Annotated in this window: 26 protein-coding genes and 1 tRNA gene; 23 read left to right on the top strand and 4 right to left on the bottom strand. The window is 73.8% G+C overall.

Annotation, left to right across the window (positions count from 1 at the left end; translation table 11 throughout):
- On the bottom strand, positions 1–1,359 hold the full coding sequence (locus ACFLFB_RS10770) for a DUF349 domain-containing protein (RefSeq protein WP_392542172.1): 1,359 nt from the start codon (positions 1,357–1,359) through the stop codon (positions 1–3).
- 2 nt (positions 1,360–1,361) lie between these two features.
- Complete coding sequence (locus ACFLFB_RS10765; protein ID WP_392542171.1) at positions 1,362–2,168, bottom strand: peptidylprolyl isomerase; 807 nt, start codon at positions 2,166–2,168, stop codon at positions 1,362–1,364.
- A 68-nt stretch (positions 2,169–2,236) separates the two neighbouring features.
- On the opposite strand from ACFLFB_RS10765, the gene ACFLFB_RS10760 reads away from it, so the two are divergent.
- Entirely contained in the window at positions 2,237–2,938 is a 702-nt protein-coding gene (locus ACFLFB_RS10760) for an MBL fold metallo-hydrolase (protein ID WP_392542170.1), read from the top strand.
- Complete coding sequence (hisS, locus tag ACFLFB_RS10755) at positions 2,935–4,278, top strand: histidine--tRNA ligase (protein WP_392542169.1); 1,344 nt, start codon at positions 2,935–2,937, stop codon at positions 4,276–4,278. Before ACFLFB_RS10760 ends, hisS begins: the two co-directional genes overlap by 4 nt.
- Before the next feature lie 9 nt (positions 4,279–4,287).
- On the opposite strand, the gene ACFLFB_RS10750 is transcribed toward hisS, so the two are convergent.
- The gene (locus ACFLFB_RS10750; protein WP_392542168.1) at positions 4,288–4,908 is read right to left on the bottom strand and encodes a hypothetical protein; all 621 of its coding nucleotides are present in this window, start codon (positions 4,906–4,908) and stop codon (positions 4,288–4,290) included.
- A gap of 124 nt (positions 4,909–5,032) precedes the next feature.
- Here ACFLFB_RS10750 and ald point away from each other — a divergent pair, with 124 nt between their 5' ends.
- From ald to ACFLFB_RS10680, 14 genes are all read left to right on the top strand, one after another.
- Positions 5,033–6,148, top strand: coding sequence for an alanine dehydrogenase (ald, locus tag ACFLFB_RS10745; RefSeq protein WP_392542167.1), 1,116 nt, complete (start codon positions 5,033–5,035; stop codon positions 6,146–6,148).
- Positions 6,149–6,186: 38 nt separating this feature from the next.
- Positions 6,187–7,098, top strand: coding sequence for a site-specific tyrosine recombinase XerD (xerD, locus tag ACFLFB_RS10740; protein WP_392542166.1), 912 nt, complete (start codon positions 6,187–6,189; stop codon positions 7,096–7,098).
- A 90-nt stretch (positions 7,099–7,188) separates the two neighbouring features.
- The gene (locus ACFLFB_RS10735) at positions 7,189–8,067 is read left to right on the top strand and encodes a ParA family protein (protein WP_392542165.1); all 879 of its coding nucleotides are present in this window, start codon (positions 7,189–7,191) and stop codon (positions 8,065–8,067) included.
- Positions 8,068–8,071: 4 nt separating this feature from the next.
- A complete protein-coding gene (locus ACFLFB_RS10730; protein WP_392542164.1) occupies positions 8,072–9,019 on the top strand; it encodes a segregation and condensation protein A in 948 nt (315 codons plus the stop codon).
- On the top strand, positions 9,012–9,656 hold the full coding sequence (scpB, locus tag ACFLFB_RS10725) for an SMC-Scp complex subunit ScpB (protein WP_392542163.1): 645 nt from the start codon (positions 9,012–9,014) through the stop codon (positions 9,654–9,656). The genes ACFLFB_RS10730 and scpB overlap by 8 nt, the downstream gene beginning before the upstream one ends.
- Complete coding sequence (locus tag ACFLFB_RS10720; RefSeq protein WP_392542162.1) at positions 9,653–10,693, top strand: pseudouridine synthase; 1,041 nt, start codon at positions 9,653–9,655, stop codon at positions 10,691–10,693. Before scpB ends, ACFLFB_RS10720 begins: the two co-directional genes overlap by 4 nt.
- Positions 10,690–11,769: a prephenate dehydrogenase gene (locus ACFLFB_RS10715; protein ID WP_392542161.1), complete on the top strand. Its 1,080-nt coding sequence runs from the start codon at positions 10,690–10,692 to the stop codon at positions 11,767–11,769. The genes ACFLFB_RS10720 and ACFLFB_RS10715 overlap by 4 nt, the downstream gene beginning before the upstream one ends.
- Positions 11,770–11,792: 23 nt before the next feature.
- Positions 11,793–12,482, top strand: a complete 690-nt coding sequence (gene cmk / locus ACFLFB_RS10710) for a (d)CMP kinase (RefSeq protein WP_392542160.1) — start codon at positions 11,793–11,795, stop codon at positions 12,480–12,482.
- 25 nt (positions 12,483–12,507) lie between these two features.
- Complete coding sequence (locus ACFLFB_RS10705; protein ID WP_392542159.1) at positions 12,508–13,194, top strand: lysophospholipid acyltransferase family protein; 687 nt, start codon at positions 12,508–12,510, stop codon at positions 13,192–13,194.
- 144 nt (positions 13,195–13,338) lie between these two features.
- A complete protein-coding gene (gene der, locus ACFLFB_RS10700; RefSeq protein ID WP_392542158.1) occupies positions 13,339–14,811 on the top strand; it encodes a ribosome biogenesis GTPase Der in 1,473 nt (490 codons plus the stop codon).
- 99 nt (positions 14,812–14,910) lie between these two features.
- A tRNA-Pro gene (locus tag ACFLFB_RS10695) sits at positions 14,911–14,987 on the top strand.
- A 162-nt stretch (positions 14,988–15,149) separates the two neighbouring features.
- A complete protein-coding gene (locus ACFLFB_RS10690) occupies positions 15,150–15,554 on the top strand; it encodes a dihydrofolate reductase family protein (RefSeq protein ID WP_392545413.1) in 405 nt (134 codons plus the stop codon).
- Entirely contained in the window at positions 15,551–16,219 is a 669-nt protein-coding gene (locus tag ACFLFB_RS10685) for a class I SAM-dependent methyltransferase (protein WP_392542157.1), read from the top strand. Before ACFLFB_RS10690 ends, ACFLFB_RS10685 begins: the two co-directional genes overlap by 4 nt.
- A gap of 10 nt (positions 16,220–16,229) precedes the next feature.
- Positions 16,230–16,382: a hypothetical protein gene (locus tag ACFLFB_RS10680; protein WP_392542156.1), complete on the top strand. Its 153-nt coding sequence runs from the start codon at positions 16,230–16,232 to the stop codon at positions 16,380–16,382.
- A gap of 142 nt (positions 16,383–16,524) precedes the next feature.
- On the opposite strand, the gene ACFLFB_RS10675 is transcribed toward ACFLFB_RS10680, so the two are convergent.
- Positions 16,525–17,679: a MalY/PatB family protein gene (locus ACFLFB_RS10675; RefSeq protein ID WP_392542155.1), complete on the bottom strand. Its 1,155-nt coding sequence runs from the start codon at positions 17,677–17,679 to the stop codon at positions 16,525–16,527.
- 57 nt (positions 17,680–17,736) lie between these two features.
- Between ACFLFB_RS10675 and ACFLFB_RS10670 the strand changes: the two genes are divergently transcribed.
- From ACFLFB_RS10670 to ACFLFB_RS10640, 7 genes are all read left to right on the top strand, one after another.
- The gene (locus ACFLFB_RS10670) at positions 17,737–18,333 is read left to right on the top strand and encodes a CDP-alcohol phosphatidyltransferase family protein (RefSeq protein ID WP_392542154.1); all 597 of its coding nucleotides are present in this window, start codon (positions 17,737–17,739) and stop codon (positions 18,331–18,333) included.
- Positions 18,330–19,247, top strand: a complete 918-nt coding sequence (locus tag ACFLFB_RS10665) for a DUF881 domain-containing protein (RefSeq protein ID WP_392542153.1) — start codon at positions 18,330–18,332, stop codon at positions 19,245–19,247. Before ACFLFB_RS10670 ends, ACFLFB_RS10665 begins: the two co-directional genes overlap by 4 nt.
- Positions 19,244–19,576, top strand: coding sequence for a small basic family protein (locus tag ACFLFB_RS10660; RefSeq protein WP_392542152.1), 333 nt, complete (start codon positions 19,244–19,246; stop codon positions 19,574–19,576). Before ACFLFB_RS10665 ends, ACFLFB_RS10660 begins: the two co-directional genes overlap by 4 nt.
- Entirely contained in the window at positions 19,573–20,376 is an 804-nt protein-coding gene (locus ACFLFB_RS10655; protein WP_392542151.1) for a DUF881 domain-containing protein, read from the top strand. Before ACFLFB_RS10660 ends, ACFLFB_RS10655 begins: the two co-directional genes overlap by 4 nt.
- A 35-nt stretch (positions 20,377–20,411) precedes the next feature.
- A complete protein-coding gene (gene gcvH / locus ACFLFB_RS10650) occupies positions 20,412–20,798 on the top strand; it encodes a glycine cleavage system protein GcvH (RefSeq protein ID WP_392542150.1) in 387 nt (128 codons plus the stop codon).
- 132 nt (positions 20,799–20,930) lie between these two features.
- Entirely contained in the window at positions 20,931–21,377 is a 447-nt protein-coding gene (locus tag ACFLFB_RS10645; protein ID WP_392542149.1) for an FHA domain-containing protein, read from the top strand.
- 53 nt (positions 21,378–21,430) lie between these two features.
- The gene (locus ACFLFB_RS10640; protein WP_392542148.1) at positions 21,431–22,099 is read left to right on the top strand and encodes a MerR family transcriptional regulator; all 669 of its coding nucleotides are present in this window, start codon (positions 21,431–21,433) and stop codon (positions 22,097–22,099) included.
- Position 22,100: the final 1 nt, after the last annotated feature.

Below are 22,100 nucleotides of genomic sequence, written 5' to 3'. Positions count from 1 at the left end.
TCAGCCGCCGAACTCGTCGAGGCCGGCGCGGGCCTGGTCGAGCCAGACCTGCTGCGCCTCGAGCCGGCCGCGGGCGGCCTCGGCCTTCTTCGCGTCACTCTTGGCCTCCGCCGCGGCGACCTCGGCCTGCAGCGACGCGACGGACGCCTCGAGCTGGTCGACCATCGACTGGGCGCGGGCGGCGACCTCGGGGTTGCTCTTCTGCCACTTGGTGTCCTCGGCCTCGCGCACGGCGGCCTCGACGCGGCGCATCCGCTTCTCGACCCGCTCGAGGTCGCCACGGGGCACCTTGCCGGCCTGCTCCCAGCGGTCCTGCACCGAGCGCAGGGCGGCCTTGGCGGCCTCGAGGTCGGTGACGGGGAGGATGGCCTCGGCCTCGGTGAGGAGCTCCTCCTTGACGACGAGGTTCGCGCGGAACTCCTCGTCCTCGGCGGCGGCGATCTCGTCCTTGGCGGTGAAGAAGGCGTCCTGGGCGGCGCGGAACCGCTCCCACAGGGCGTCGTCGTCGGAGCGGGCGGCCCGGCCGGCGGCGCGCCAGCGGTCCATCAGCTGCTTGTAGGCGCGGGCGGTGGGGGTCCAGTCGGTGCTCGTCGACAGGGCCTCGGCCTCGCGGACGAGGTCCTCCTTGGCGGACTTCGCGTCGGCGCGGGTCGACTCGAGGTCGGCGAACCAGGCGCGGCGGCCCTTGTCGAAGGTGTTGCGGGCGTGGCTGAACCGGGTCCACAGCGCCGACTCGGTGGTCTTGTCGAGCTTGGCACCCGAGCGCTGGTGCTGCTTCCACTCGTCGAGGAGGGCGCGCATCCGCTCGCCGCTCGTCTTCCACTGGGTGGAGCCAGGCGGCTGCCCGGCGATGGTCTCGGCCTCGGCGACGATGGCCTCGCGCGCCTCGGTGGCCTCGGCGCGGGCGGCGGCGCGGTGCTCGGCCTCGTGGCTGCGCTTGGCCTCCAGCCCGGCCTCGACCCGCTCGACGGTGGTGTTCAGGGCCGCGAGGTCGCCCACGACGTGCGCCTCGGCGAGGTGCTCCTTGAGGGTCGACAGGCCGTCGGCGACCTCCTTGGCGGAGACGTCCGGGTTGGCCAGGCGGGCCTCGAGGAGCTCGGCGGAGGCCGCGAGCTCGTCGAACTTGCGGGCGAAGTACTGCAGGGCCTCCTCGGGGGTGGCTCCGGGGTAGGAGCCCACCTCGCGCTCCTCGCCCTCGACCGTGACGAACACGTGCCCCTCGTCGTCGACCCGACCGAAGCGGGCCGACTCCGAGTGGCTCACCGTCGCCGGCGCGGCCGCCGGGCGGGCGTGGACCCGCGCGGCGATGGCGGCCGGCGAGGGGATCGTCGGGCGGGGCGTGGGCTTGTCGTCTGACACGGTCAGGCCTTCTTCTCGGTGACAGCAACCGTGAGGATGCTGATCGGTGCGGCAGGGGCGCCGTCAGTGGGACTGGACCCGCCGGGGGCGATGCCCGCGGCGGCGATCCGGTCGACAATATCCAACCCCGAGGTGACCGTGCCGACCACGGTGTACCCGACGGGGTCCGGGAGGGTCGAGTCGCCGTAGACGAGGAAGAACTGGCCGCCCGTGCCCTTCTCGGTGTCCTGCGTGCGGGCCATCGCGACGGTGCCCCGCGGGTAGAGCCCGTCCTTGGGGGCGTTCTCGACCCCGTAGCCGAAGCCGGGGTCGCCCGAGCCGGTGCCCGTGGGGTCACCGCACTGGAGGACCTTGAGGGCCTCGGAGGCGGTGAGGCGGTGGCAGGGCGAGGACTGCCAGTAGTTCTGGCGGGCCAGCTCGAGGAACGCGGCGACCGCCTGGGGAGCCTTGGCGCCGTCGAGGGTCATCTCGATGTCGCCGCAGTTGGTGCTGAGGGTGGCGACGAAGGTCTTGCCCTCGGCGGTCTTCCTGTCGGGGAGCTCGAGCTCGGCACCGGTGCCGAGCGAGCTGGGCGGGGGCTGGCACCCGGCGGCGGTCGTCGCGGCCGTGGAGGCGCTGGGCGTGGCCGAGCCACCGCCGGCGCCGAAGCGGAAGCCCAGGAAGGCGAGCCCGCCCACGACGACGAGCACGGTGCCCACGACGGCGACCACCCGCATCCTGCGGGCGCGCTCGAGCGCCCGCTGCGCGTTGCGCCTCTGCACCTTCTGGTAGCGGCGCCGTGCTCGGGCGCGCTCCTGTTCCTTGGTCACCCGTGGTCCTCCTCCTGGGCCGTGACGCCGGTCAGTCTAGGCAGGCGTGCTCGGGCTACGCTCGGCGCGTGCTCGCCGTCGCCTTCCCTGCCGCTGCCTTCGCGACCAACTGCTACGTCCTCGCGACCGGCCCGGGGGAGGAGTGCCTCGTCGTCGACCCGGGCATCGGGGTCGAGGACACCCTGCGCGAGGTGCTGGCCGAGCACCGCCTCCGGCCCGCCGCGGTCCTGCTCACCCACGGCCACCTCGACCACGTCTACTCGGTGACGCCGGTGTGCGGCGGCGACACCGCGGCCTACATCCACGCCGACGACCGCTACCGCCTCGGCGACCCCATCGCGACGATCGACCCCGGCACGCTGGCGATGATGGAGGCCCAGTTCGGCCGCAAGGCCAGCTGGCGCGAGCCGGAGCGGGTCGTGGAGGTCACCGACCGCGAGGTGCTCACCCTGGCCGGCCTCGAGGTCGAGGTGCTGCACGCGCCCGGCCACACCGAGGGCTCGGTGATGTTCGGCCTGCCCTCCGTCCCCGACGGGCTGCCCGCCGACGAGGGGCTCGACCGCACGATGGTGAGCGGCGACGTCCTGTTCGCGGGCTCCATCGGGCGCACCGACCTGGCCGGTGGCAGCGACGCGGCGATGCAGCGGTCGCTGCGCGACGTCGTCCTCCCGCTGCCCGACTCCACCCTCGTCCTCACCGGCCACGGCCCGGCCACGACGATGCGCCGGGAGCGGGCCACCAACCCGTACCTGCGAGGATTGACCGCGTGACCCCTCCTGTCGAGAAGGTGACCCCGATCTCGGGGTTCCCCGAGCTCCTCCCTGCCGAGCGCCTCTTCGAGCTGCACGTCATCGACGTCATCCGCGAGGTGTTCGAGCTGCACGGCTTCGCCCCGCTCGAGACGCGCGCCGTCGAGCCGGTGGAGCGCCTCGTGGGCAAGGGCGGCGACACCGACAAGGAGATCTACGGCGTCTCGCGCCTGGCCGCCGAGGACGGGGGCCGTGATGCCGCCCTGGGCCTGCACTTCGACCTCACCGTGCCGTTCGCGCGCTACGTCCTCGAGAACGCCGGGAAGCTGTCGTTCCCGTTCCGCCGCTACCAGATCCAGAAGGTGTGGCGGGGGGAGCGGCCCCAGGAGGGACGCTTCCGCGAGTTCACCCAGGCCGACATCGACGTCGTCGACGTCGGCGAGCTCGCCCCGCACTTCGAGGCCGAGATGCCGCTCGTCATCGCCGAGGCGTTCCGCCGACTTCCGGTGGGGGAGTTCCGGATCCAGGTCAACAACCGCCGCATCCCCGAGGGGTTCTACCTCGGCATCGGCCTCACCGACGTCCCCGGCACCCTGCGCATCGTCGACAAGCTCGACAAGATCGGGGCCGAGAAGGTCGCCGCCCAGCTCGTCGAGGCCGGGGCCACGGACGAGCAGGCCCGCCTCGCCCTCGCGCTGGCCGACATCCGCAGCGACGACACCTCGTTCGTCGAGGCCGTGCGCGCCCTGGGCGTGACGCACCCGGTGCTCGACGAGGGCCTCGCCGCCCTCGCCGAGGTCATCCGCGTCGGGGCCGAGCAGGCGCCCGGCGTCCTCGTCGCCGACCTCAGGATCGCGCGTGGCCTCGACTACTACACCGGCACCGTCTACGAGACCCAGCTCGTGGGTTCGGAGTCGTGGGGCTCGGTCTGCTCCGGCGGGCGCTACGACGCCCTCGCCTCCGACGGCCGCACCACGTACCCCGGGGTCGGCATCTCCATCGGGCTCACCCGGCTGGTGCACCTCCTCGTGTCCAAGCGGGGCCTCACCGCTTCCCGATCGACGCCGGCCGCGGTGCTCGTCGCCGTCGTCGACGAGGAGACGCGCGAGGCGTCGAGCCGCGTGGCCACCGCGCTGCGCGGCCGCGGCATCCCGTGCGAGGTCGCGCCGAGCGCAGCGAAGTTCGGCAAGCAGATCCGCTACGCGGACCGCCGCGGCATCCCGTTCGTCTGGTTCCCCGGCGCCGGTGACGACGGCGCCGACCAGGTCAAGGACATTCGCTCCGGCGAGCAGGTCGACGCCGACGCCACCACCTGGGCCTGCCCCGAGTCCGACCTCCGCCCGGCCGTCCTCACCCGCTGACCAAGGCCCTCAGGCGGGGGTGACCTGCTTGGGGGGCCTGATGCCGCAGTCCTTCAGCTCGAGGGTGGCGAGGGCGCGGACCACCTCGGGGTCGCCGCGCCGCCAGGCCCCGGCGGGGTCGTGCGACACCTTGGCCAGGCGCGGCATCGGCTGGTTCGCCATCGCCCGCAGCGCGAACAGGTCGAGGTCGGGGGCGCCGTCGACGAACCGCTGGGCGGCCCCCGCCCGGCGCGCGAACCGCAGCCGCACGACGAGCCACCAGACCAGGACGACGACGACCGGCACGAGGGCCACCACCACCCCGAAGACGACCGCCGCCTTCTCCACCCCGTCGGCGAAGGCGTTGCCGGCCGACTCGATGCCCGCCCCGGCGCCCGCCGCCGTCCGGAACGGCTCGGCGATCCGGTCGTCGAGCAGCGGCAGGTCGTCGACCGAGTCGCCCGCCGACGTCATCGTCCCGCGGAAGCTGCTGCCGGCCCCGGCGAGGTCGCGGCCGGGCTCGGCGAGAGTCGCCACGGCCGCCTGCACGGCCCTGCCGACCCACACCCAGAGCACCACCCAGGCCACGACGAGCAGGTCGGCGAGGACCTGTCGGGTGCGTCGGACGGGCAGGTCGCTGTACGGCTTCATGGGGGTCTCCCGGGGTCTGGTCGGTGGCGCGGCCGGGTCTAGACTCGCACCGCGCCCCAACCGGGTGCGGCCGCCGAGGCAACGGAGCCCGGCGCACCGACGAGTCAGACAGGGCTTGGTAATCGTGAAGGTCGGCATCCCCAGCGAGGTCAAGAACAACGAGTTCCGGGTCGGGATCACCCCGGTCGGCGTGCACGAGCTCGTCCGCCGCGGGCACGACGTGCTCGTCCAGAAGGGCGCCGGGCTCGGGTCCTCGATCACCGACGAGGAGTACGTCTCCCAGGGCGCCACCATCCTCGACTCCGCCGACGACGTGTGGGGCGAGTCGGACATGGTGATGAAGGTCAAGGAGCCCGTCGCCGAGGAGTACCACCGCCTGCGCGAGGGCCTCACCCTCTTCACCTACCTCCACCTCGCCGCCGACGAGCCGCTCACCAAAGAGCTCGTCGACAAGAAGGTCACCTCCATCGCGTACGAGACGGTGCAGCTCCCCTCGGGCCTGCTGCCGCTGCTCTACCCGATGTCCGAGGTCGCCGGATGCCTCGCGCCGCAGGTGGGCGCGCACTCGATGATGAAGGCGCAGGGCGGGCGCGGCGTCCTCATGGGCGGCATCGGCGGTGTCGCCAACTCCAAGGTCGTCGTCATCGGGGCCGGCGTCGCCGGCCAGAACGCCGCGAACATCGCGCTCGGCATGGGCGCCGACGTCACCCTCCTCGACACCGACCTCGACAAGCTGCGGATGAGCTTCTGGCGCTACGACAACCGCGTCGCCCAGATCGCGTCGTCGGCGATGTCGATCAAGGAGCAGGTGCTCGGTGCCGACCTCGTCATCGGCACCGTCCTCATCCCCGGAGCCAAGGCCCCCAAGCTCGTCACCGACGACATGGTCGCCCAGATGAAGCCCGGCTCGGTCCTCGTCGACGTCGCCATCGACCAGGGCGGCTGCTTCGAGAACTCGCGCCCCACGACCCACGCCGACCCGACCTTCCAGGTCCACGACTCGATCTACTACTGCGTGGCGAACATGCCGGGCGCGGTGCCCCACACCTCCACCTGGGCCCTCACCAACGCGACGATGTCGTACGCGATCAAGCTCGCCGACAAGGGCTGGCAGGACGCCTCGCGCGCCGACCAGGCCCTCGCGCTGGGCCTGAACACCCACGGCGGCCACATCACCTACGCCGCGGTCGCCGAGGCCTTCGGCATGGACAGCATCACCCTCGACGAGGCCCTGTCCTGACCGACACCCGCAGCACGCCGACGGCCCGCTCCACCCCCGTGGGGCGGGCCGTCGACGCGTGGCTCACCCACCTCGACGTCGAGCGCGGCCTGTCCCACCACACCCTCGCCGCCTACCGGCGCGACCTCGCCCGCTGGAGCGCGTACCTCGCCGCCGAGGGGGTCGAGCGCCCCGAGGACGTCCGCGAGACCCACGTGAGCGAGTTCCTGGCCCGGCTGCGCGAGGGCGACGCCGACCACCCGCCGCTGGCCGCCACCTCCGCCGGCCGCACCCTCGTCGCCGTCCGGGGGCTGCACCGCTTCCTCGCCCTCGAGGGCGTCCTCGATGCCGACCCGGCTCGCCGGGTCAGCCCACCCACCCCGCCGTCGCGGCTGCCCAAGGCCATCGGCGTCGACGAGGTCGAGCGCCTCCTCACCGCTGCGTCCGTCGGCGACACCCCGGCCTCGCTGCGCGACCGCGCCCTGCTCGAGGTCCTCTACGGAACCGGGGCCCGCATCTCCGAGGCCGTCGGCGTCGACGTCGACGACGTGCTGGGGGAGGAGGGCGTGGTCCGGCTGCGCGGCAAGGGCGGCAAGGAGCGGATCGTCCCGCTCGGCTCCTACGCGGCAGAGGCCCTCTCGGCGTGGCTCGTGCGCGGGCGCCCGACCTTCGCCGGCAAGGGCCGCGGCACGCCCGCCCTGTTCCTCAACACCCGCGGGGGACGGCTGTCGCGCCAGAGCGCGTGGACCGTGCTGCGGGCCTGTGCCGAGCGGGCCCACCTCGGCGGGCACCTCTCGCCGCACACCCTGCGGCACAGCTTCGCCACCCACCTGCTCGAGGGCGGGGCCGACGTCCGCGTGGTGCAGGAGCTCCTCGGCCACGCGTCGGTGACCACGACGCAGGTGTACACCCTCGTCACGGTGCAGCGGCTGCGCGAGGTCTACGCCGACAGCCACCCTCGGGCCCGGTGATCCACAGGCTGACGCGTCGCCGCTGATAGGGTCGTGCCCGATCAGCGCGAGGCTGACCGATCGCACCACCGGCACCGGGGAGAACAAGCGTTGGACACCGAGGCGGCCTTCCAGATCCGCACCGCGGGCCAGGTCGGGCCCACCGGGCGTCCCCTCCCCGACTTCCCCGTCCCGGCCCCGCTGGCCTCCCACGGCCCGGCGCGCATCATCGCGATGTGCAACCAGAAGGGCGGCGTCGGCAAGACGACGACGACCATCAACCTCGGTGCCGCCCTGGCCGAGGTCGGGCGCCGCGTCCTCCTCGTCGACTTCGACCCGCAGGGGGCCCTGTCGGTCGGTCTGGGCATCAACGTCAACGAGCTCGACGTCACGGTCTACAACCTGCTCGTCGAGCGCGGGCACGACGTCCGCTCGGTCATCCAGAAGACCAAGGTCGCCGACCTCGACGTCCTCCCGGCCAACATCGACCTCTCGGCCGCCGAGGTCCAGCTCGTCGGTGAGGTCGCCCGCGAGCAGATCCTGGCGCGGGTGCTGCGCCCGGTCATGGACGACTACGACGTCATCATGATCGACTGCCAGCCCTCGCTCGGCCTGCTCACCGTCAACGCCCTCACCGCGGCGCACGGCGTGATCATCCCGCTCGAGTGCGAGTTCTTCGCGATGCGCGGCGTGGCCCTGCTCGTGGAGACCATCGAGAAGATCACCGACCGGCTCAACCCGCGCCTGCAGGTCGACGGCATCCTCGCGACGATGTACGACGGCCGCACCCTGCACTCGCGCGAGGTCGTGGCCAGCGTCGTCGACCACTTCGGCGACGACGTCCTGCACACCGTCATCTCGCGCAGCGTGAAGTTCCCCGACGCCACCCTGGCCGCCGAGCCCATCACCACCTACGACGGCAGCCACAAGGGGGCCGATGCGTACCGGCAGCTGGCCCGCGAGCTCATCGCGCGCGGCGGGGCGGCCTGAACCGATGACGACGCCCCCCGACCATCCCGGGGGCGGCGCCGCTCCGGTCCCGGACCACGACGTCACGCCCGGTGGCGTCCTCACGCGGCGGGCCCCGGCCACGGCGTTCTCGGTGAGCCTGGACAACTTCGCCGGCCCCTTCGACCTGCTCCTCGGGCTGATCAGCAAGCACAAGCTCGACATCACCGAGATCGCGCTGGCCCAGGTCACCGACGACTTCATCGCGCACATCCGCACCGAGCGCGCCAAGCCCGACGGCTGGGACCTCTCGCAGGCCTCGGAGTTCCTCCTGGTCGCCGCCACCCTGCTCGACCTCAAGGCCGCGCGGCTCCTGCCGCAGTCCGGGCCGGAGGACGAGGAGGACCTCGCGCTCATCGAGGCGCGCGACATCCTCTTCGCGCGCCTGCTGCAGTACCGCGCCTTCAAGGACATCGCCCACACCTTCGCGGAGCGGATGGCCACGGCCGGGCGCCGGCACCCGCGCACGGCGTCCCTCGAGCCGCACGTGGCCGCCCTGCTCCCCGAGCTCGTCATGACGGTGACGCCCGAGCAGCTCGCGATGATCGCGGCCCGGGCCCTCGTGCCCAAGCCCGTCCCCACGGTCGGGCTGGCCCACCTGCACGCCCCGCAGGTCAGCGTGCGCGAGCAGGCCGTCGTCATCGGCGACCGGCTGCGCCGCGAGCGGGTCGCGTCCTTCCGCAGCCTCGTCGCCGACGCCGACTCCACCCTCGTCGTCGTCGCCCGCTTCCTCGCCCTGCTCGAGCTGTTCCGGGAGGCCGCGATCTCCTTCGAGCAGGCCGAGGCCCTCGCCGAGCTCACGGTCCGCTGGACCGGGCCGGAGGAGGGCGACATCGAGGTCACCGACGAGTTCGACGAACCGCCACCGGAGGACGACGCGGCACCCGACGCCGCCCCCGCGACGGACACGACCCAGGAGAGCACCGATGAGTGAGCACGAGCACCCACCCGCCGACGAGGCGGCCGAGCCCGCCGTCGTGGCGCCGGAGGAGCAGCTCGCGTTCGACGTCGCCGACTTCCCGGGCGGCATCCACGCGGCGCTCGAGGCCGTCCTCATGGTCGTCGACGAGCCGGTGAGCTCCCACTCGCTGGCGTCCGCGCTGGAGCAGCCGGTGGCCGACGTCGAGGCCGCGCTGGCCGAGCTCGAGGAGGGCTACACCGCGCAGTCGCGCGGGTTCACCCTGCGCCAGGTCGGCGGCGGCTGGCGGATGTACAGCCGGCACGAGTACGCCCCGGTGGTCGAGCGGTTCGTCCTCGACGGGCAGCAGGCACGGCTCACCCAGGCCTCCCTGGAGACCCTCGCGGTCATCGCCTACCGCCAACCCGTGTCACGCTCTCGGGTGGCAGCGGTTCGCGGCGTCAACGTCGACGGCGTCATCCGCACGCTGCTCTCGCGCGGCCTCATCGAGGAGCTCGGCCAGGACGCCGAGTCCACCGCCACCCTGTACGGCACCACGTCGTACTTCCTCGAGCGCCTCGGTCTCCAGAGCCTGGACGACCTCCCTGCGCTCGCCCCGTACCTACCCGAAGTCGACGTGCTCGACGAGATCGCCGAAGGAGGCCGCGCATGACGCCGCCGAAGAGTCGTGGAGGAGCGTCGTCCGGCAAGGGCGGCGGCAGTGGTCGTCCGACCGGAGGAGGCCGCGGTGCCGGTTCCGGCCGTGGCGCCGGCAAGCCCGGTGGTCCGGGCCGGGCGGGCGGCGCCGGCAAGCCCAGCGGCGCTGGCAGGCCCGGCGGCTCTGGCAAGGCCGGTGGGCCCCGCACCGGCGGCACCTCGCCCTCGAAGGGCACCCGTGACCACCGCTTCGGCGTCGGGACGACCCGTCCCAGCCAGCCGACCCAGCCCAAGAAGCCCGTGAGCCGCGAGGTCATCGACGTCCACGACCCCGACGGCGTGCGCCTGCAGAAGCTGCTCGCCGCGGCCGGGGTCGGCTCGCGCCGGGTCTGCGAGGACCTCATCACCCAGGGCCGCGTCGACGTCGACGGCCAGGTCGTCACCGAGCTCGGCGTGCGGATCCGCACCAACCAGACCGTGCACGTCGACGGCGTGCGCGTGCAGCTCGACGAGTCGCGGGTCTACCTCGCCTTCAACAAGCCGCTCGGGGTCGTCACCTCGATGAGCGACGACCTGGGCCGGGTCGACATCGGCGACTTCGTCGGCAACCGCAAGGAGCGCCTGTTCCACGTCGGCCGCCTCGACGCCGACACCGAGGGCCTGCTCCTGCTCACCAACGACGGCGAGCTCGCGCACCGCCTCCAGCACCCGCGGTACGGCGTGCTGAAGACCTACCTCGCCCAGATCCCCGGCCCGGTCCCGCGCGACCTCGGCAAGCGGCTGCGCGAGGGGATCGACCTCGAGGACGGGCCGGTGCAGGTCGACTCGTTCCGCGTCCTGGACTCCGCGCCCGGCAAGGCGCTCGTCGAGCTCGTCCTCCACGAGGGCCGCAAGCACATCGTGCGGCGGATGCTCGCCGAGGTCGGCCACCCCGTCATCACCCTGGTGCGCACCCAGGTGGGCCCGATCCACCTCGGCGAGACCAAGGCGGGCAAGTGGCGCAACCTCACGGCCGCGGAGGTCGGCGCGCTCTACCGGGCGGCCGACCTGTGACCCGCGTCCACGTCGTCGGCACCGGGCTCGTCGGCACGAGCCTGGGCCTGGCGCTGTCGCGCGCCGGCGACGACGTGACGCTCGAGGACATCAGCCCCACCCACGTGGCGCTGGCCCGCGACCTCGGTGCCGGGCGGCTGCCCGGGGAGGACCTCGACCCCGAGCTCGTCGTCGTCGCGACCCCTCCGGACGTCACCGCCGCCACCGTCCACGAGGTCGTGGCGCGCTTCCCGCGGGCCGCCGTCACCGACGTCGCGTCGGTCAAGGGCACGGTCCTGGCCGGGCTGCGCGAGCGCGGCACCGACCTGTCGCGGTACTGCGGGTCGCACCCGATGGCGGGCCGCGAGCGCTCCGGCGCCGTCTCCGGGCGGCACGACCTGTTCGACGGCCGGGCCTGGGTGCTCACCCCCACGGCCGAGACCGACCCCGCGGTCACCGAGGTCGTGGCCGCCGTCGCGCGCTCGGCCGGTGCCGCGGTCAGCGTCCTCGACGCCGAGCGCCACGACGCCGCCGTCGCCGCGGTCTCGCACGTCCCGCAGCTGGCGGCCAGCCTCGTCGCGGCCCGGCTCGAGGGCCTGGACGAGCAGGCGGTGGCGCTGGCCGGCCAGGGCCTGCGCGACGTCACCCGCATCGCGGCGAGCGACCCCCGCCTGTGGACCCAGATCCTCGCGGGAAACGCCCCGGCCGTGCGGGCGGTGCTCGCCGACCTCGCCGCCGACCTCGACCGCGTGGTCGCCGCCCTCGACGAGCTGAGCGCCTCCACCGACGCCCCCGGCGCCCGCGGGACCCTCGCGAAGGCCATCGCCGCCGGCAACGCCGGCCACGCCCGCATCCCCGGCAAGCACGGCGCCGCCCCGACCTCCTACGAGACCGTGCGCGTCCTCATCCCGGACGAGCCCGGCCAGCTGGGGCGCCTGTTCGCCGACATCGGCGCGATCGGCACCAACATCGAGGAGTTCCACCTCGACCACGGGCTCGGCCAGCCGTTCGGTGTCGCGGAGGTCGACGTCGTGCCCGCGGCCGCCGCCGGGCTCGCGTCGGCGCTGGCCGACCGGGGCTGGCGCCTGCACGGCTGAGGTCGCCACTAGGCTTCCGGCCCATGACCGCACCCCTGACGATCGCGATCGACGGCCCCTCCGGCTCCGGCAAGAGCAGCGTCTCCAAGGCCGTGGCCCGCCGCCTCGGCGTCGGCTACCTCGACACCGGGGCGATGTACCGCGCGCTCACCTGGTGGTGCCTCGAGCAGGGCGTTGACCTCACCGACGGCGAGGCCGTGGCCCGTGCGGCGCGCGAGCTGCCCCTCGACATCGGCACCGACCCCGGCGCCCCGACCGTCGCCGTGGGGGGCACCGACGTCGGCGAGGCCATCCGCACCACGCGGGTGAGCACGGCGGTCTCCGCGGTCGCGACCAACCTCGACGTGCGCGCCGTCATGCGCACCCTGCAGCGCGACCTCATGGCCCGGTCCGCCGAGCAGACCGGGGGAGTGGTGGCCGAGGGCCGCGACATCACCACCGTCGTCGCTCCCGACGCCCGCGTGCGGGTGCTCCTCACCGCCTCCGAGGAGGCCCGGCTGCGCCGCCGGTCCGCCGAGCTGCACGGCTCGGTCGACGCCGCTGCCGTCGAGGCCACCCGCGACCAGGTGGTCCGCCGCGACCGGGACGACTCCACGGTGTCCTCGTTCACCGAGGCGGCCGAGGGTGTCGTCCTCGTCGACACCTCCGACCTCGACTTCGACGAGAGCGTCGAGGCCGTCCTCGACGTCGTCGCGGCCGAGACGGCGGAGTGACCCCCGCCGCTCCCGGGTCCGGGCCGTGAACGAGGTCCCTGCCCCTGCCGCGTGGCGGGCCCGGGTGGGCCACGTCGTCGGACGGGTCCTCGTCGGGCTGCTGTACGACGCCCGGGCGGTCGGCCGCGACCGGGTGCCCCGGAGCGGGCCGGTCATCCTCGCGGCCAACCACACGGGGTACCTCGACGGCGCGGTCGTCCTCGCGATGGCGCCGCGCCCCTCGCACTTCCTCGTCCTCGCCCGCACGTTCGAGGGCTTCATCGGGCACCTCCTGCGCTCGAGCGGGCAGATCCCCCTCGACCAGGGTCGCGGCGACCGGCAGGCGCTCGGCCAGGCCCTCGAGGTGCTCGGGCGTGGGGGAGTGGTGGGCATCTTCCCCGAGGGCGGCCGGGGGCGGGGCGACCTCGCGACGGCCGGCAAGGGGGTGGCCTGGCTGGCGCTGCAGTCGGGGGCGACCGTGGTGCCGACGGCCTGCCTGGGGACCCGCCGCACGGGCGAGCTCGCCGCGTGGTGGCCGCCGTTCCGGTCGCGGCTCGTGGTCGACCTCGGGGCGCCGGTGGTGCTCGACCTGCCCGAGGGGCTGCCCGGCCGGGCGCGGGTCGACCTCGCCACCGAGCAGATCCGCACCGCCCTCGTCGCGCACGTTCACGCGGCTGCGGAGCGCCACGGCATCCCCCTGCCGACCGACGTCCCGCCCGACCTCCTCGACTGACCCCACGCCCCCCACGTGCGTGCTACCGGGCAGTACGTGTCGTGATCACCGCACTTCCTGCCCCGTAGCGAGTGGGGGAGCGGGTGACCGAAGCGGCACCCGGGATGGTCAGGGGCACCCCCTGCTGTGAGGGACAATGGAGGGATGAGCACCGAGGACCCCACGACGCAGACCGAGGACCCCGCCGCCGTCGAGCGCGCGCTGCGGGTGGGGCTCGACGACTTCGACCTCAGCGACGAGGACCGCGCCCTGCTCGACCGCGGCGACGACGCCCTCGACGCCGAGGTCGACTCCGGCCCGCTGCCCGTCGTGGCCGTCGTCGGGCGTCCCAACGTCGGCAAGTCCACCCTCGTGAACCGCATCATCGGGCGCCGTGAGGCCGTCGTCGAGGACGTCCCGGGCGTCACCCGCGACCGCGTCGCCTACGACGCCGAGTGGACCGGCACGAACTTCACCCTCGTCGACACCGGCGGCTGGGCCATCGACGCCACCGGCATCCACCTGCGCGTTGCCGAGCAGGCCGAGATCGCCGTCGAGCTCGCCGACGCCGTGCTGTTCGTCGTCGACGCCATGGTCGGCGCCACCGACGACGACGAGGCCGTCGTCAAGCTGCTGCGCCGCTCGGGCAAGCCGGTCATCCTCATCGCCAACAAGGTCGACGACCAGCGCACCGAGGCCGACGCCGCGGCGCTGTGGAACCTCGGCCTGGGCCAGCCGTGGCCCGTCTCGGCCCTGCACGGCCGCGGCAGCGGTGACGCCCTCGACGCCCTCCTCGCGGTGCTCCCCGAGTTCTCCGAGATGGGTGGGGCGTACGAGCGCGGCGGTCCGCGCCGGGTCGCACTGCTCGGCCGCCCGAACGTCGGCAAGTCCTCGATGCTCAACAAGCTCGTCGGGCACGAGCGCGTCGTCGTCGACAACGTCGCCGGCACCACTCGTGACCCCGTCGACGAGCTCGTCGAGCTCGGCGGGCGCACCTGGCGCTTCGTCGACACCGCGGGCATCCGCCGCCGGGTCCACCAGACCCGCGGCTCCGACTTCTACGCCTCCCTGCGCACGCAGACCGCGCTGGAGAAGGCGGAGGTGGCGGTCGTCCTCGTCGACGCGTCCGAGACGATCTCCGAGCAGGACGTCCGCGTCATCCAGCAGGTCATCGACTCCGGCCGCTCCCTCGTCATCGCCTACAACAAGTGGGACCTCACCGACGAGGAGCGCCGCCACTTCCTCCAGCGCGAGATCGAGCGCGACCTCGTGCAGATCCCGTGGGCGCCGCGCGTCAACGTCTCGGCCCGCACCGGCCGGCACATGGACAAGCTCGTCCCGGCGCTCGACACCGCGCTCGACTCGTGGGAGACCCGCATCTCCACCGGACGCCTCAACGCGTTCCTCGGCGAGGTCGTCGCGGCCCACCCGCACCCGGTGCGCGGTGGCAAGCAGCCGCGCATCCTCTTCGCCACCCAGGCGGGCACCCGTCCGCCGCGGTTCGTCCTCTTCGCGTCGGGCTTCATCGAGGCCGGGTACCGCCGCTTCGTCGAGCGTCGCCTGCGCGAGGAGTTCGGCTTCGAGGGCACCCCGATCGAGATCTCGGTGCGGGTGCGCGAGAAGCGCTCCCGCCGCTGACCCACCCCGCCGTGGACCGACGTCCACGGCGCCGGGGCGATTGGGTCGCCCCGGTGGGTTTGGGATAAGGTTTCGACGCTCCCGCGAGGGGGCGAGCCACGGGCTGTGGCGCAGCTTGGTAGCGCACTTGACTGGGGGTCAAGGGGTCGCAGGTTCAAATCCTGTCAGCCCGACCACGAAGGGCCCGGCCGGAGTCGATCCGGCCGGGCCCTTCACTCGTCGGCCCGTCCCGGTGTCCGACGGGGCGCCTACCGTGCCGTGGATGACGACTCCAGCCCCGCGCCGACCGCGCGTCGTCCTCGTGACCACCGCGTGACGACGAGACGGCGCTCCTCGTCCTGGTCTGCCGGGCCACCCCCACCCGCTACCTGCGGCACCTGCGCGAGCTGGGCGTCGGCTACCTCGTCGTCGGTGAGGACCACGTCGACCTCGCCCTCGCGCTGGAGCGGATGGGCGACGTCCTCGGCGCCCGGACGGTGGTCACCGAGGGAGGGGGCGGCATCAACGGGGCCCTGGTTCGCGCCGACCTCGTCGAGGAGCTGCACATCGTCACTGTGCTGGTGCTCGTCGGTGGGCTGGGCACCCCGACCTTCGTCGACGGCGCACCTCTGCCGCCCGGCGGGACCCCGATCGAGCTGCACCCGACGGGTCTGACGCAGGGAGCGCACGGCAGCACGTGGGCGCGGTACGAGGTCCGGCGTCCCGCGACACCAGACGCCGGCCCCACTAGCGTGACCGCATGAGCGAGCGCGCGTGGGAACCTGCCGCCGACCGGCTCGGGCAGGCGGCCGCGGCCGACGGGGAGCCGACCCGCTGGTTCGAGGAGCTGTGGTCCGCCGCGGCGCGCGACGAGCTGGACACGCCCTGGAGCCGCACTCAGCCCTACCCGCCGGTCGCCGACCTCGTCGCGGCCCAGGGCGACGGCATAGGGCGCCGGGGCGTCGTCGTCGGCGCCGGTCTCGGTGCCGATGCCGAGCACCTCGCGGAGCGCGGCTGGGCGACCACCGCCTTCGACGTGTCGGCCAGCGCCGTCGACCTCGCCCGCGGGCGGCATCCCGACACGGTCGTCGACTACCGGGTCGCCGACCTGTTCGCCCTGCCCGACGACCTCGTCGGCGCGTTCGACCTCGTCCTCGAGGTGTTCACGGTGCAGGCGCTGCCGCCCGTGGTCCGGGAGGAGGCCGCGGCGGCGGTCCGATCCCTGCTCGCCCCGGGCGGAACCCTCCTCGCGGTCCAGGTGGTCCGCGAGGCCGGCGAGTCACCCGACGACGGTCCGCCGTGGCTGCTCGACGCCGAGGGCATGCGGGTCTTCGAGGGGGACGACGTCGTCCTGGACGACCTCGAGCGAGGTCCCGTGCCGAACGGGCGCGCCCTCTTCCTCGCCACCCTGCGGCGGTCGCGCCCCTAGGCTCCCCACCATGGGGGATCCGACGTCGACCACGCCTGAGCCCGCGCCGAGGCCGTCGGGCCGCGGGACGCTGGTCACCGCGTTCGTCGGCCTCGGCCTGATGGTGGTGGGCCTCGTCCTCGTCTCGGGCGCATCGGGCTACCGGCTGGCCCTGCGCCGCTGACGGCCCACACCTCTCTGGGTCGAGGTGAGAACCGACCACCAGAGCGTCGTCCTTCACCTCGACCGGCGCACCCCCACGGCCGGTCGAGGTGAAAACCGACCACGAGAGGGTTGGGTTTCACCTCGACCCGCGCACCACTGGGTCAGAGGGAGGCGGCCATCCGGCGCACGGCGTCCTCGAGGACCCCGGGCGAGGTGGCGAAGTTGAGCCGCGCGAACCCCCGACCGGCCTCGCGCCCGTAGCTCGGCCCGGACGACAGCGCCACCCGCCCGCGCTCCCGGAACACCCGGGCCGGGTCGTCCCCGAGCCCGAGCTCCCGGCAGTCGAGCCAGGCCAGGTAGGTGGCCTCCGGCACCCGCCACCGCACGCCGGGCAGGTGCTCCTCCAGCAGCCGCCCGAGCAGCGCCCGGTTCGCGGCGAGCTCGTCGACGAGCTGCGCCAGCCACTCGCGCCCGTCGTCCAGCGCCGCCACGTGCGCCATGGTCCCCAGGTGCGACGACCCGTGGGTGTGCACCTCGTGCAGCCCCGCGAGGTCCTCCCGCGCCCCGGAGCCGGCGATGACGAGGGCCGACTTCAGCCCCGCGAGGTTCCACCCCTTCGACGGCGAGAACACCGAGAACGCGCGCTCCGTCCCCGCCACCGTGAGGTACGGCGTGAACGACGCCGGCCCGCCCGGGTACACCAGCGGCGCGTGGATCTCGTCGGCGACGACCCGCACCCCGTACTCCTGCGCCAAGGCGGCCAGGGTCGCGAGCTCGGTGGGGGAGTGGACCACTCCCGTGGGGTTCTGCGGGTTGCACAGGAGATAGGCGGCCCGCTCGCCCGAGGCGGTCGCCGACCGGAAGGCCTCCTCGAGCGCAGCGGCATCGAGCCGCCCCTCCGCCGACAGCGGCGCGTCGACCCGCCGCCGCCCTATCGCGTCGACGAAGCCGAAGAACGAGTCGTACACCGGGGGAGAGACGACGACCGGACCGCCCTCGTCGGTGAGCAGCCGGAGCAGCTCGGCGGCCCCGATCATCACGTCGGCGACGACCTGGGTGAGGCCCGGCTCGACCTCCCAGCCCCACGCGTCGGCCGCGTAGCGCCCCACGGCGGCGGTGTACCGCGGCGCCCACCCGTAGCCGGTGTCACCCCGCCGCACGGCGTCGGCCACGACCTCCACCACGGCCGGGCAGGGGGCGGCGTCCATCTCCGCGACCCACACCGGGAGGACGTCGGACGGGTACGCCGACCACTTCACGCTCGTGCGGTCGCGGCGCAGCTCGGCCTCGTCGGCCCGGAGCAGTGCGTCAGCCATGGCGACACCCTAGGACGGCTGCCGGCCCACGAGGCGCCACGGCATACAGTGACCGTCATGTCGACGGGGGCGCCCGAGGAGACCGTGAGCAGCCGTGTGCTCACGGTCCCGAACGTGCTGTCCGCGCTGCGCCTGCTCGTCGTGCCGGTCTTCCTCTGGGCGATCCTCAGCGAGCGCGACGGGCTGGCCCTCATCCTGCTCGCGGGCTCGGGCATCACCGACTACCTCGACGGCAAGATCGCCCGCCACTACGGGCTCGTGTCGCGCGTCGGGCAGGTCCTCGACCCCGTCGCCGACCGCCTCTACATCGTCTCCACGCTGCTCGGGCTCGCGTGGCGCGACATCATCCCGTGGTGGCTCGTCGCCGTGCTGTTCGCGCGTGAGGCGTTCATGGCGGTCGTCGTCCTCGTGGCCAAGCGGCACGGCTGGGTCGGCCTCCCGGTGCACTTCGCCGGCAAGGCGGCCACCTTCAACCTCCTCTACGCCTTCCCGCTGCTCCTGCTCGCCGACGGCGACGGGACGGCGGCCCGCATCGCCGAGCCGATCGGCTGGGGCTTCGTCTGGTGGGGGACCGTCCTGTACTGGGTGGCCGGCCTGCTCTACGCCCTCCAGCTGCGCCACCTCCTCGCCGCCCGGAGGGCGGTGGCCGCGTGAGCCCCGCCGTCCGCACCCCGTCGGGCCGCCGGCCCGACGCGTCGATGACGCTGCTCACCGCGATGCTCGAACGCCCCCTCGACCCCGGGTACGCCGCCTCGGCCGACGAGCGGGAGGCCGCGGGCCTACCGAGGTCGACCTCGCTGAGGTCCCCACGGCTCGTCGTCGCGACGGTGCTCATCGGCCTCGTCGTCGGCATCGCGTCGTACAACCTCACCACCGCCAACGAGCCCCGCAGCCAGGCCCGCACCGACCTCATCCGCGAGATCGAGCAGCGGCGCGACCAGGTCGACGACCTCACCGCGCGCGCCTCCTCCCTTCAGGCCGAGGTCACGGCCCGGGAGTCCGAGCAGCTGAGCGGTGACGCCGCCGCCATCGCCCGCGGGCGCGAGCTCGCCGCCGCCGTCGGCTCCATCCCGCTCGTGGGGCCGGGGTTCGTCCTCACCCTCGACGACGCCCCCGGGGCCGGGGCCGACGAGGGCACCACCGACGAGACGGCCGAGGGTAGGGTCTTCGCCCGCGACCTCCAGTTCGTCACCAACGCGATGTGGGAGGCCGGCGCCGAGGCGATCAGCATCAACGGCAAGCGCCTCACCTCCACCTCGGCCATCCGGTTCGCGGGCTCGGCGATCATCGTCGACTACCGCCCGCTGGCCCGCCCCTACGCGATCACCGCGATCGGGGACCCGAAGCGCTTCCCGGCCGACTTCGCCGACGGGGCCGGTGGCACCTACCTGTCCACGCTCAAGAGCACCTTCGGCGTGCGCGTCGACACCGAGGTCAAGGCCGAGCTCACCGTGCCCGCCGCCGTGGGCCTCACGACCCGCTACGCCCGCACCGGCGATACTGGTGCCGCACCGAAGGGGGCGGCCTCGCCGTCGCCCACCCCCGTCCCCGAAGGGAGCCCGTCGTGATCCCGGCCATCGGCCTGGCGCTCGGCATCATCATCGGCCTGATCCTGCAGCCGACCGTCCCGGTCTGGCTGCAGCCCTACCTGCCGATCGCCGTCATCGCCGCCCTCGACGCGGTGTTCGGGGCGGTCCGGGCCATCCTCGACGGCATCTTCGACGACAAGGTCTTCGTCGTCTCCTTCCTCTCCAACGTCGTCGTCGCCGCGTTCATCGTCTTCCTCGGCGACAAGCTCGGCGTCGGCAGCCAGCTGTCCACCGGCGTCGTCGTCGTCCTCGGGGTGCGGATCTTCTCCAACGTCGCCGCCATCCGCCGGCACCTGTTCAACGCATGACCGACGCCCCCGACCTCACCCCGCCCGACCGCACCGTCGAGGACGCGGCAGTGCGGACCACCGCGCGCGCCCCCCAGGGGGGTGCGTGGCGACGGCTGCTGCGGGCCGGGTCGCCGCGGGCCACCCGGGCCAACCTGCTCGCGATGGTGCTCGCCGGGGCCCTCGGGTTCGCGATCATCACCCAGGTCCGGCAGACCTCCATCGAGGGCCTGGAGAACCTGCGCGAGGACGAGCTGGTCCGGATCTTCGCCGGCGTCGACCAGGAGGGCGAGCGCCTCGCCAACGAGGTCCGCGGGCTCGAGTCCTCGCTGGCCCTGCTGCAGAGCCAGTCGACCAACGAGGCCGAGGCGCAGCGCGCCGCCAAGGAGCGCCTCGACACCCTGGGCATCCTCGCGGGCACCGCCCCGGCGAAGGGCCCCGGCATCGTCCTCACCATCGGCGACCCCACCGACACCGTCACCGCGCCGCTCGTCCTCGACACCATCCAGGAGCTGCGCGACGCCGGCGCCGAGGCGATCCAGGTCGGCGACGTCCGCGTCGTGGCCACCACGTGGTTCAGCGAGGTCAGCGGCGGCCTGTCGGTCTCGGGCACCACGGTCCGCCCGCCCTACGTCATCCGGGCGATCGGCGAGGGCAGCACCCTCGCCGGTGCGATGGAGATCCCCGGCGGCGTCACGGCCAGCGTCCGGCGGGTCGGCGGCACCACCGACGTCCAGGTCCGTGACGAGGTCGAGGTCGACGCGTTGCTGACCCTCGCCCCACCTCAGTACGCTCGCCCCGTTCCCACCACCACCCCCTGACCCACGCTTCGCACCGCCCCCCACCAAGGAGAGACATGAGCGACCTCGAGTACCCCGCCGGCCTGCGCTACACCGCCGAGCACGAGTGGGTGCGCACCGAGGGAGACGTCGTGCGGATCGGCATCACGTCGTTCGCCCAGGAGGCGCTCGGCGACGTCGTGTACGTCAGCCTCCCGGCCATCGGCGACGCGGTCACGGCGGGCGACACCTGCGGTGAGGTCGAGTCGACCAAGTCGGTGAGCGACCTCTACGCCCCGGTCACCGGCGAGATCACCTCGGTCAACCCCGCGCTCGACGCCACCCCCGAGCTCGTCAACACCGACCCGTACGGCGAGGGCTGGATGTACGAGCTGCGCCCCACCGACGCCGCGGACGTCGAGGCCCTGCTCGACGTCGACGGGTACACCGCCCAGCTCTCCTGACGACGCCCGCCGTCCGGCCGCCGTCCACCCGGTCCCCCAAGAGGTGGGCAAGACCCGCGGGGTGATCTACTGTGTGACACTCCCCGGGACGTGACACTCCCCGGGACCCGACGACGGAAGACTGAGGTCGACATGAGTGACGAGCGCGAGGGCCGCCAGGTCCCCGAGCCGACGACGATGCGGTTGCAGGCCGTGCGGGGCGCCGAGACGGTCGAGCAGGTCTCCGAGACCGACCACGTCCTCACCAAGGCCGACCTCGCCACCGTCGAGGCGCTTCGCTCCGGCACCGCCCTCCTCGTCGTCCTGCGTGGTCCCAACACGGGCGCCCGCTTCCTCCTCGACGACGACGAGGTGATGTCGGGGCGCCACCCCGACAGCGACATCTTCCTCGACGACGTCACCGTGTCGCGCAAGCACGCGGTCTTCACCCGCGCCGGCGGTGGCTTCGTCGTCCGCGACGTCGGGTCGCTCAACGGCACCTACGTCAACCGCGAGCTCGTCGACGAGGCGCACCTCAAGACCGGCGACGAGGTCCAGATCGGCAAGTTCCGGCTCGTCTTCTACGCCAGCCAGACCTGACCGCTGCGATGCCGAGGGAGGCGGCGAGCCGCCCGCTCACCGTCGGTGCCGTCGTGCGTTCCCTGCGCGATGAGTTCCCGGACGTCTCCATCTCCAAGGTCCGCTTCCTCGAGGCCGAGGGCCTGGTCACGCCCACCCGCACCGGGTCGGGCTACCGCCAGTTCTCCGCCGATGACGTGGAGCGGGTGCGGTACGTCCTGCGCGCCCAGCGCGACCTCTTCTGGCCGCTGAAGGTCATCCGCGACAACCTCGACGCCCTCGACCGCGGGCTGACCCCCGGCGACGGCGCCGACCTGCGCCCCCGTCCTCCGGAGCCCGCCCCCGACCCCGCGGTGCCGACGCCGGCCGAGCTGGAGGGGGCGGCGCGCGCCCTGCGCCTCACCGCCGCCGAGCTCGCCACCGCCAGCGGGATGGACGCCGCGGTGGTCGCCGACCTGGTCGCGCACGGGCTGCTGCGGCCCGGTCCCGACGGCCTCCACGGCGAGGCCGACCTGCGGGTCGCACGCGCCGCGGCGGGCCTGGCGGCGTACGGCATCGAGGCGCGCCACCTGCGCCAGTTCCGTACTGCCGCAGACCGGGAGGTCGGTCTCGTCGAGCAGGCGGTGGGGTCGCGCCGGGGTGCCGACGGGGCTCGGCACGCCGCCGAGGTGGCCCACCTGTGCCTGTCCCTCCACGCGGCGCTGGTGCGTGCGGGACTCGCTCAGGGTGGAGAGGTACGGTGAG

Source organism: Oryzobacter telluris, assembly GCF_043099285.1.
GTDB classification, from domain to species: Bacteria; Actinomycetota; Actinomycetes; order Actinomycetales; family Dermatophilaceae; genus Oryzobacter; species Oryzobacter telluris.
This window is presented reverse-complemented; position numbering and strand designations above follow the sequence as displayed.

Excerpts from the sequence above, each read along its gene's own strand:
- ACFLFB_RS10750 (WP_392542168.1), bottom strand. The coding sequence starts at position 4,908 with ATGAAGCCGTACAGCGACCTGCCCGTCCGACGCACCCGACAGGTCCTC.
- ACFLFB_RS10730 (WP_392542164.1), top strand. The coding sequence starts at position 8,072 with ATGACGACGCCCCCCGACCATCCCGGGGGCGGCGCCGCTCCGGTCCCG.
- scpB (WP_392542163.1), top strand. The coding sequence starts at position 9,012 with ATGAGTGAGCACGAGCACCCACCCGCCGACGAGGCGGCCGAGCCCGCC.
- ACFLFB_RS10720 (WP_392542162.1), top strand. The coding sequence starts at position 9,653 with ATGACGCCGCCGAAGAGTCGTGGAGGAGCGTCGTCCGGCAAGGGCGGC.
- cmk (WP_392542160.1), top strand. The coding sequence starts at position 11,793 with ATGACCGCACCCCTGACGATCGCGATCGACGGCCCCTCCGGCTCCGGC.
- der (WP_392542158.1), top strand. The coding sequence starts at position 13,339 with ATGAGCACCGAGGACCCCACGACGCAGACCGAGGACCCCGCCGCCGTC.
- ACFLFB_RS10685 (WP_392542157.1), top strand. The coding sequence starts at position 15,551 with ATGAGCGAGCGCGCGTGGGAACCTGCCGCCGACCGGCTCGGGCAGGCG.
- ACFLFB_RS10680 (WP_392542156.1), top strand. The coding sequence starts at position 16,230 with ATGGGGGATCCGACGTCGACCACGCCTGAGCCCGCGCCGAGGCCGTCG.
- ACFLFB_RS10675 (WP_392542155.1), bottom strand. The coding sequence starts at position 17,679 with ATGGCTGACGCACTGCTCCGGGCCGACGAGGCCGAGCTGCGCCGCGAC.
- ACFLFB_RS10670 (WP_392542154.1), top strand. The coding sequence starts at position 17,737 with ATGTCGACGGGGGCGCCCGAGGAGACCGTGAGCAGCCGTGTGCTCACG.
- ACFLFB_RS10655 (WP_392542151.1), top strand. The coding sequence starts at position 19,573 with ATGACCGACGCCCCCGACCTCACCCCGCCCGACCGCACCGTCGAGGAC.
- gcvH (WP_392542150.1), top strand. The coding sequence starts at position 20,412 with ATGAGCGACCTCGAGTACCCCGCCGGCCTGCGCTACACCGCCGAGCAC.
- ACFLFB_RS10645 (WP_392542149.1), top strand. The coding sequence starts at position 20,931 with ATGAGTGACGAGCGCGAGGGCCGCCAGGTCCCCGAGCCGACGACGATG.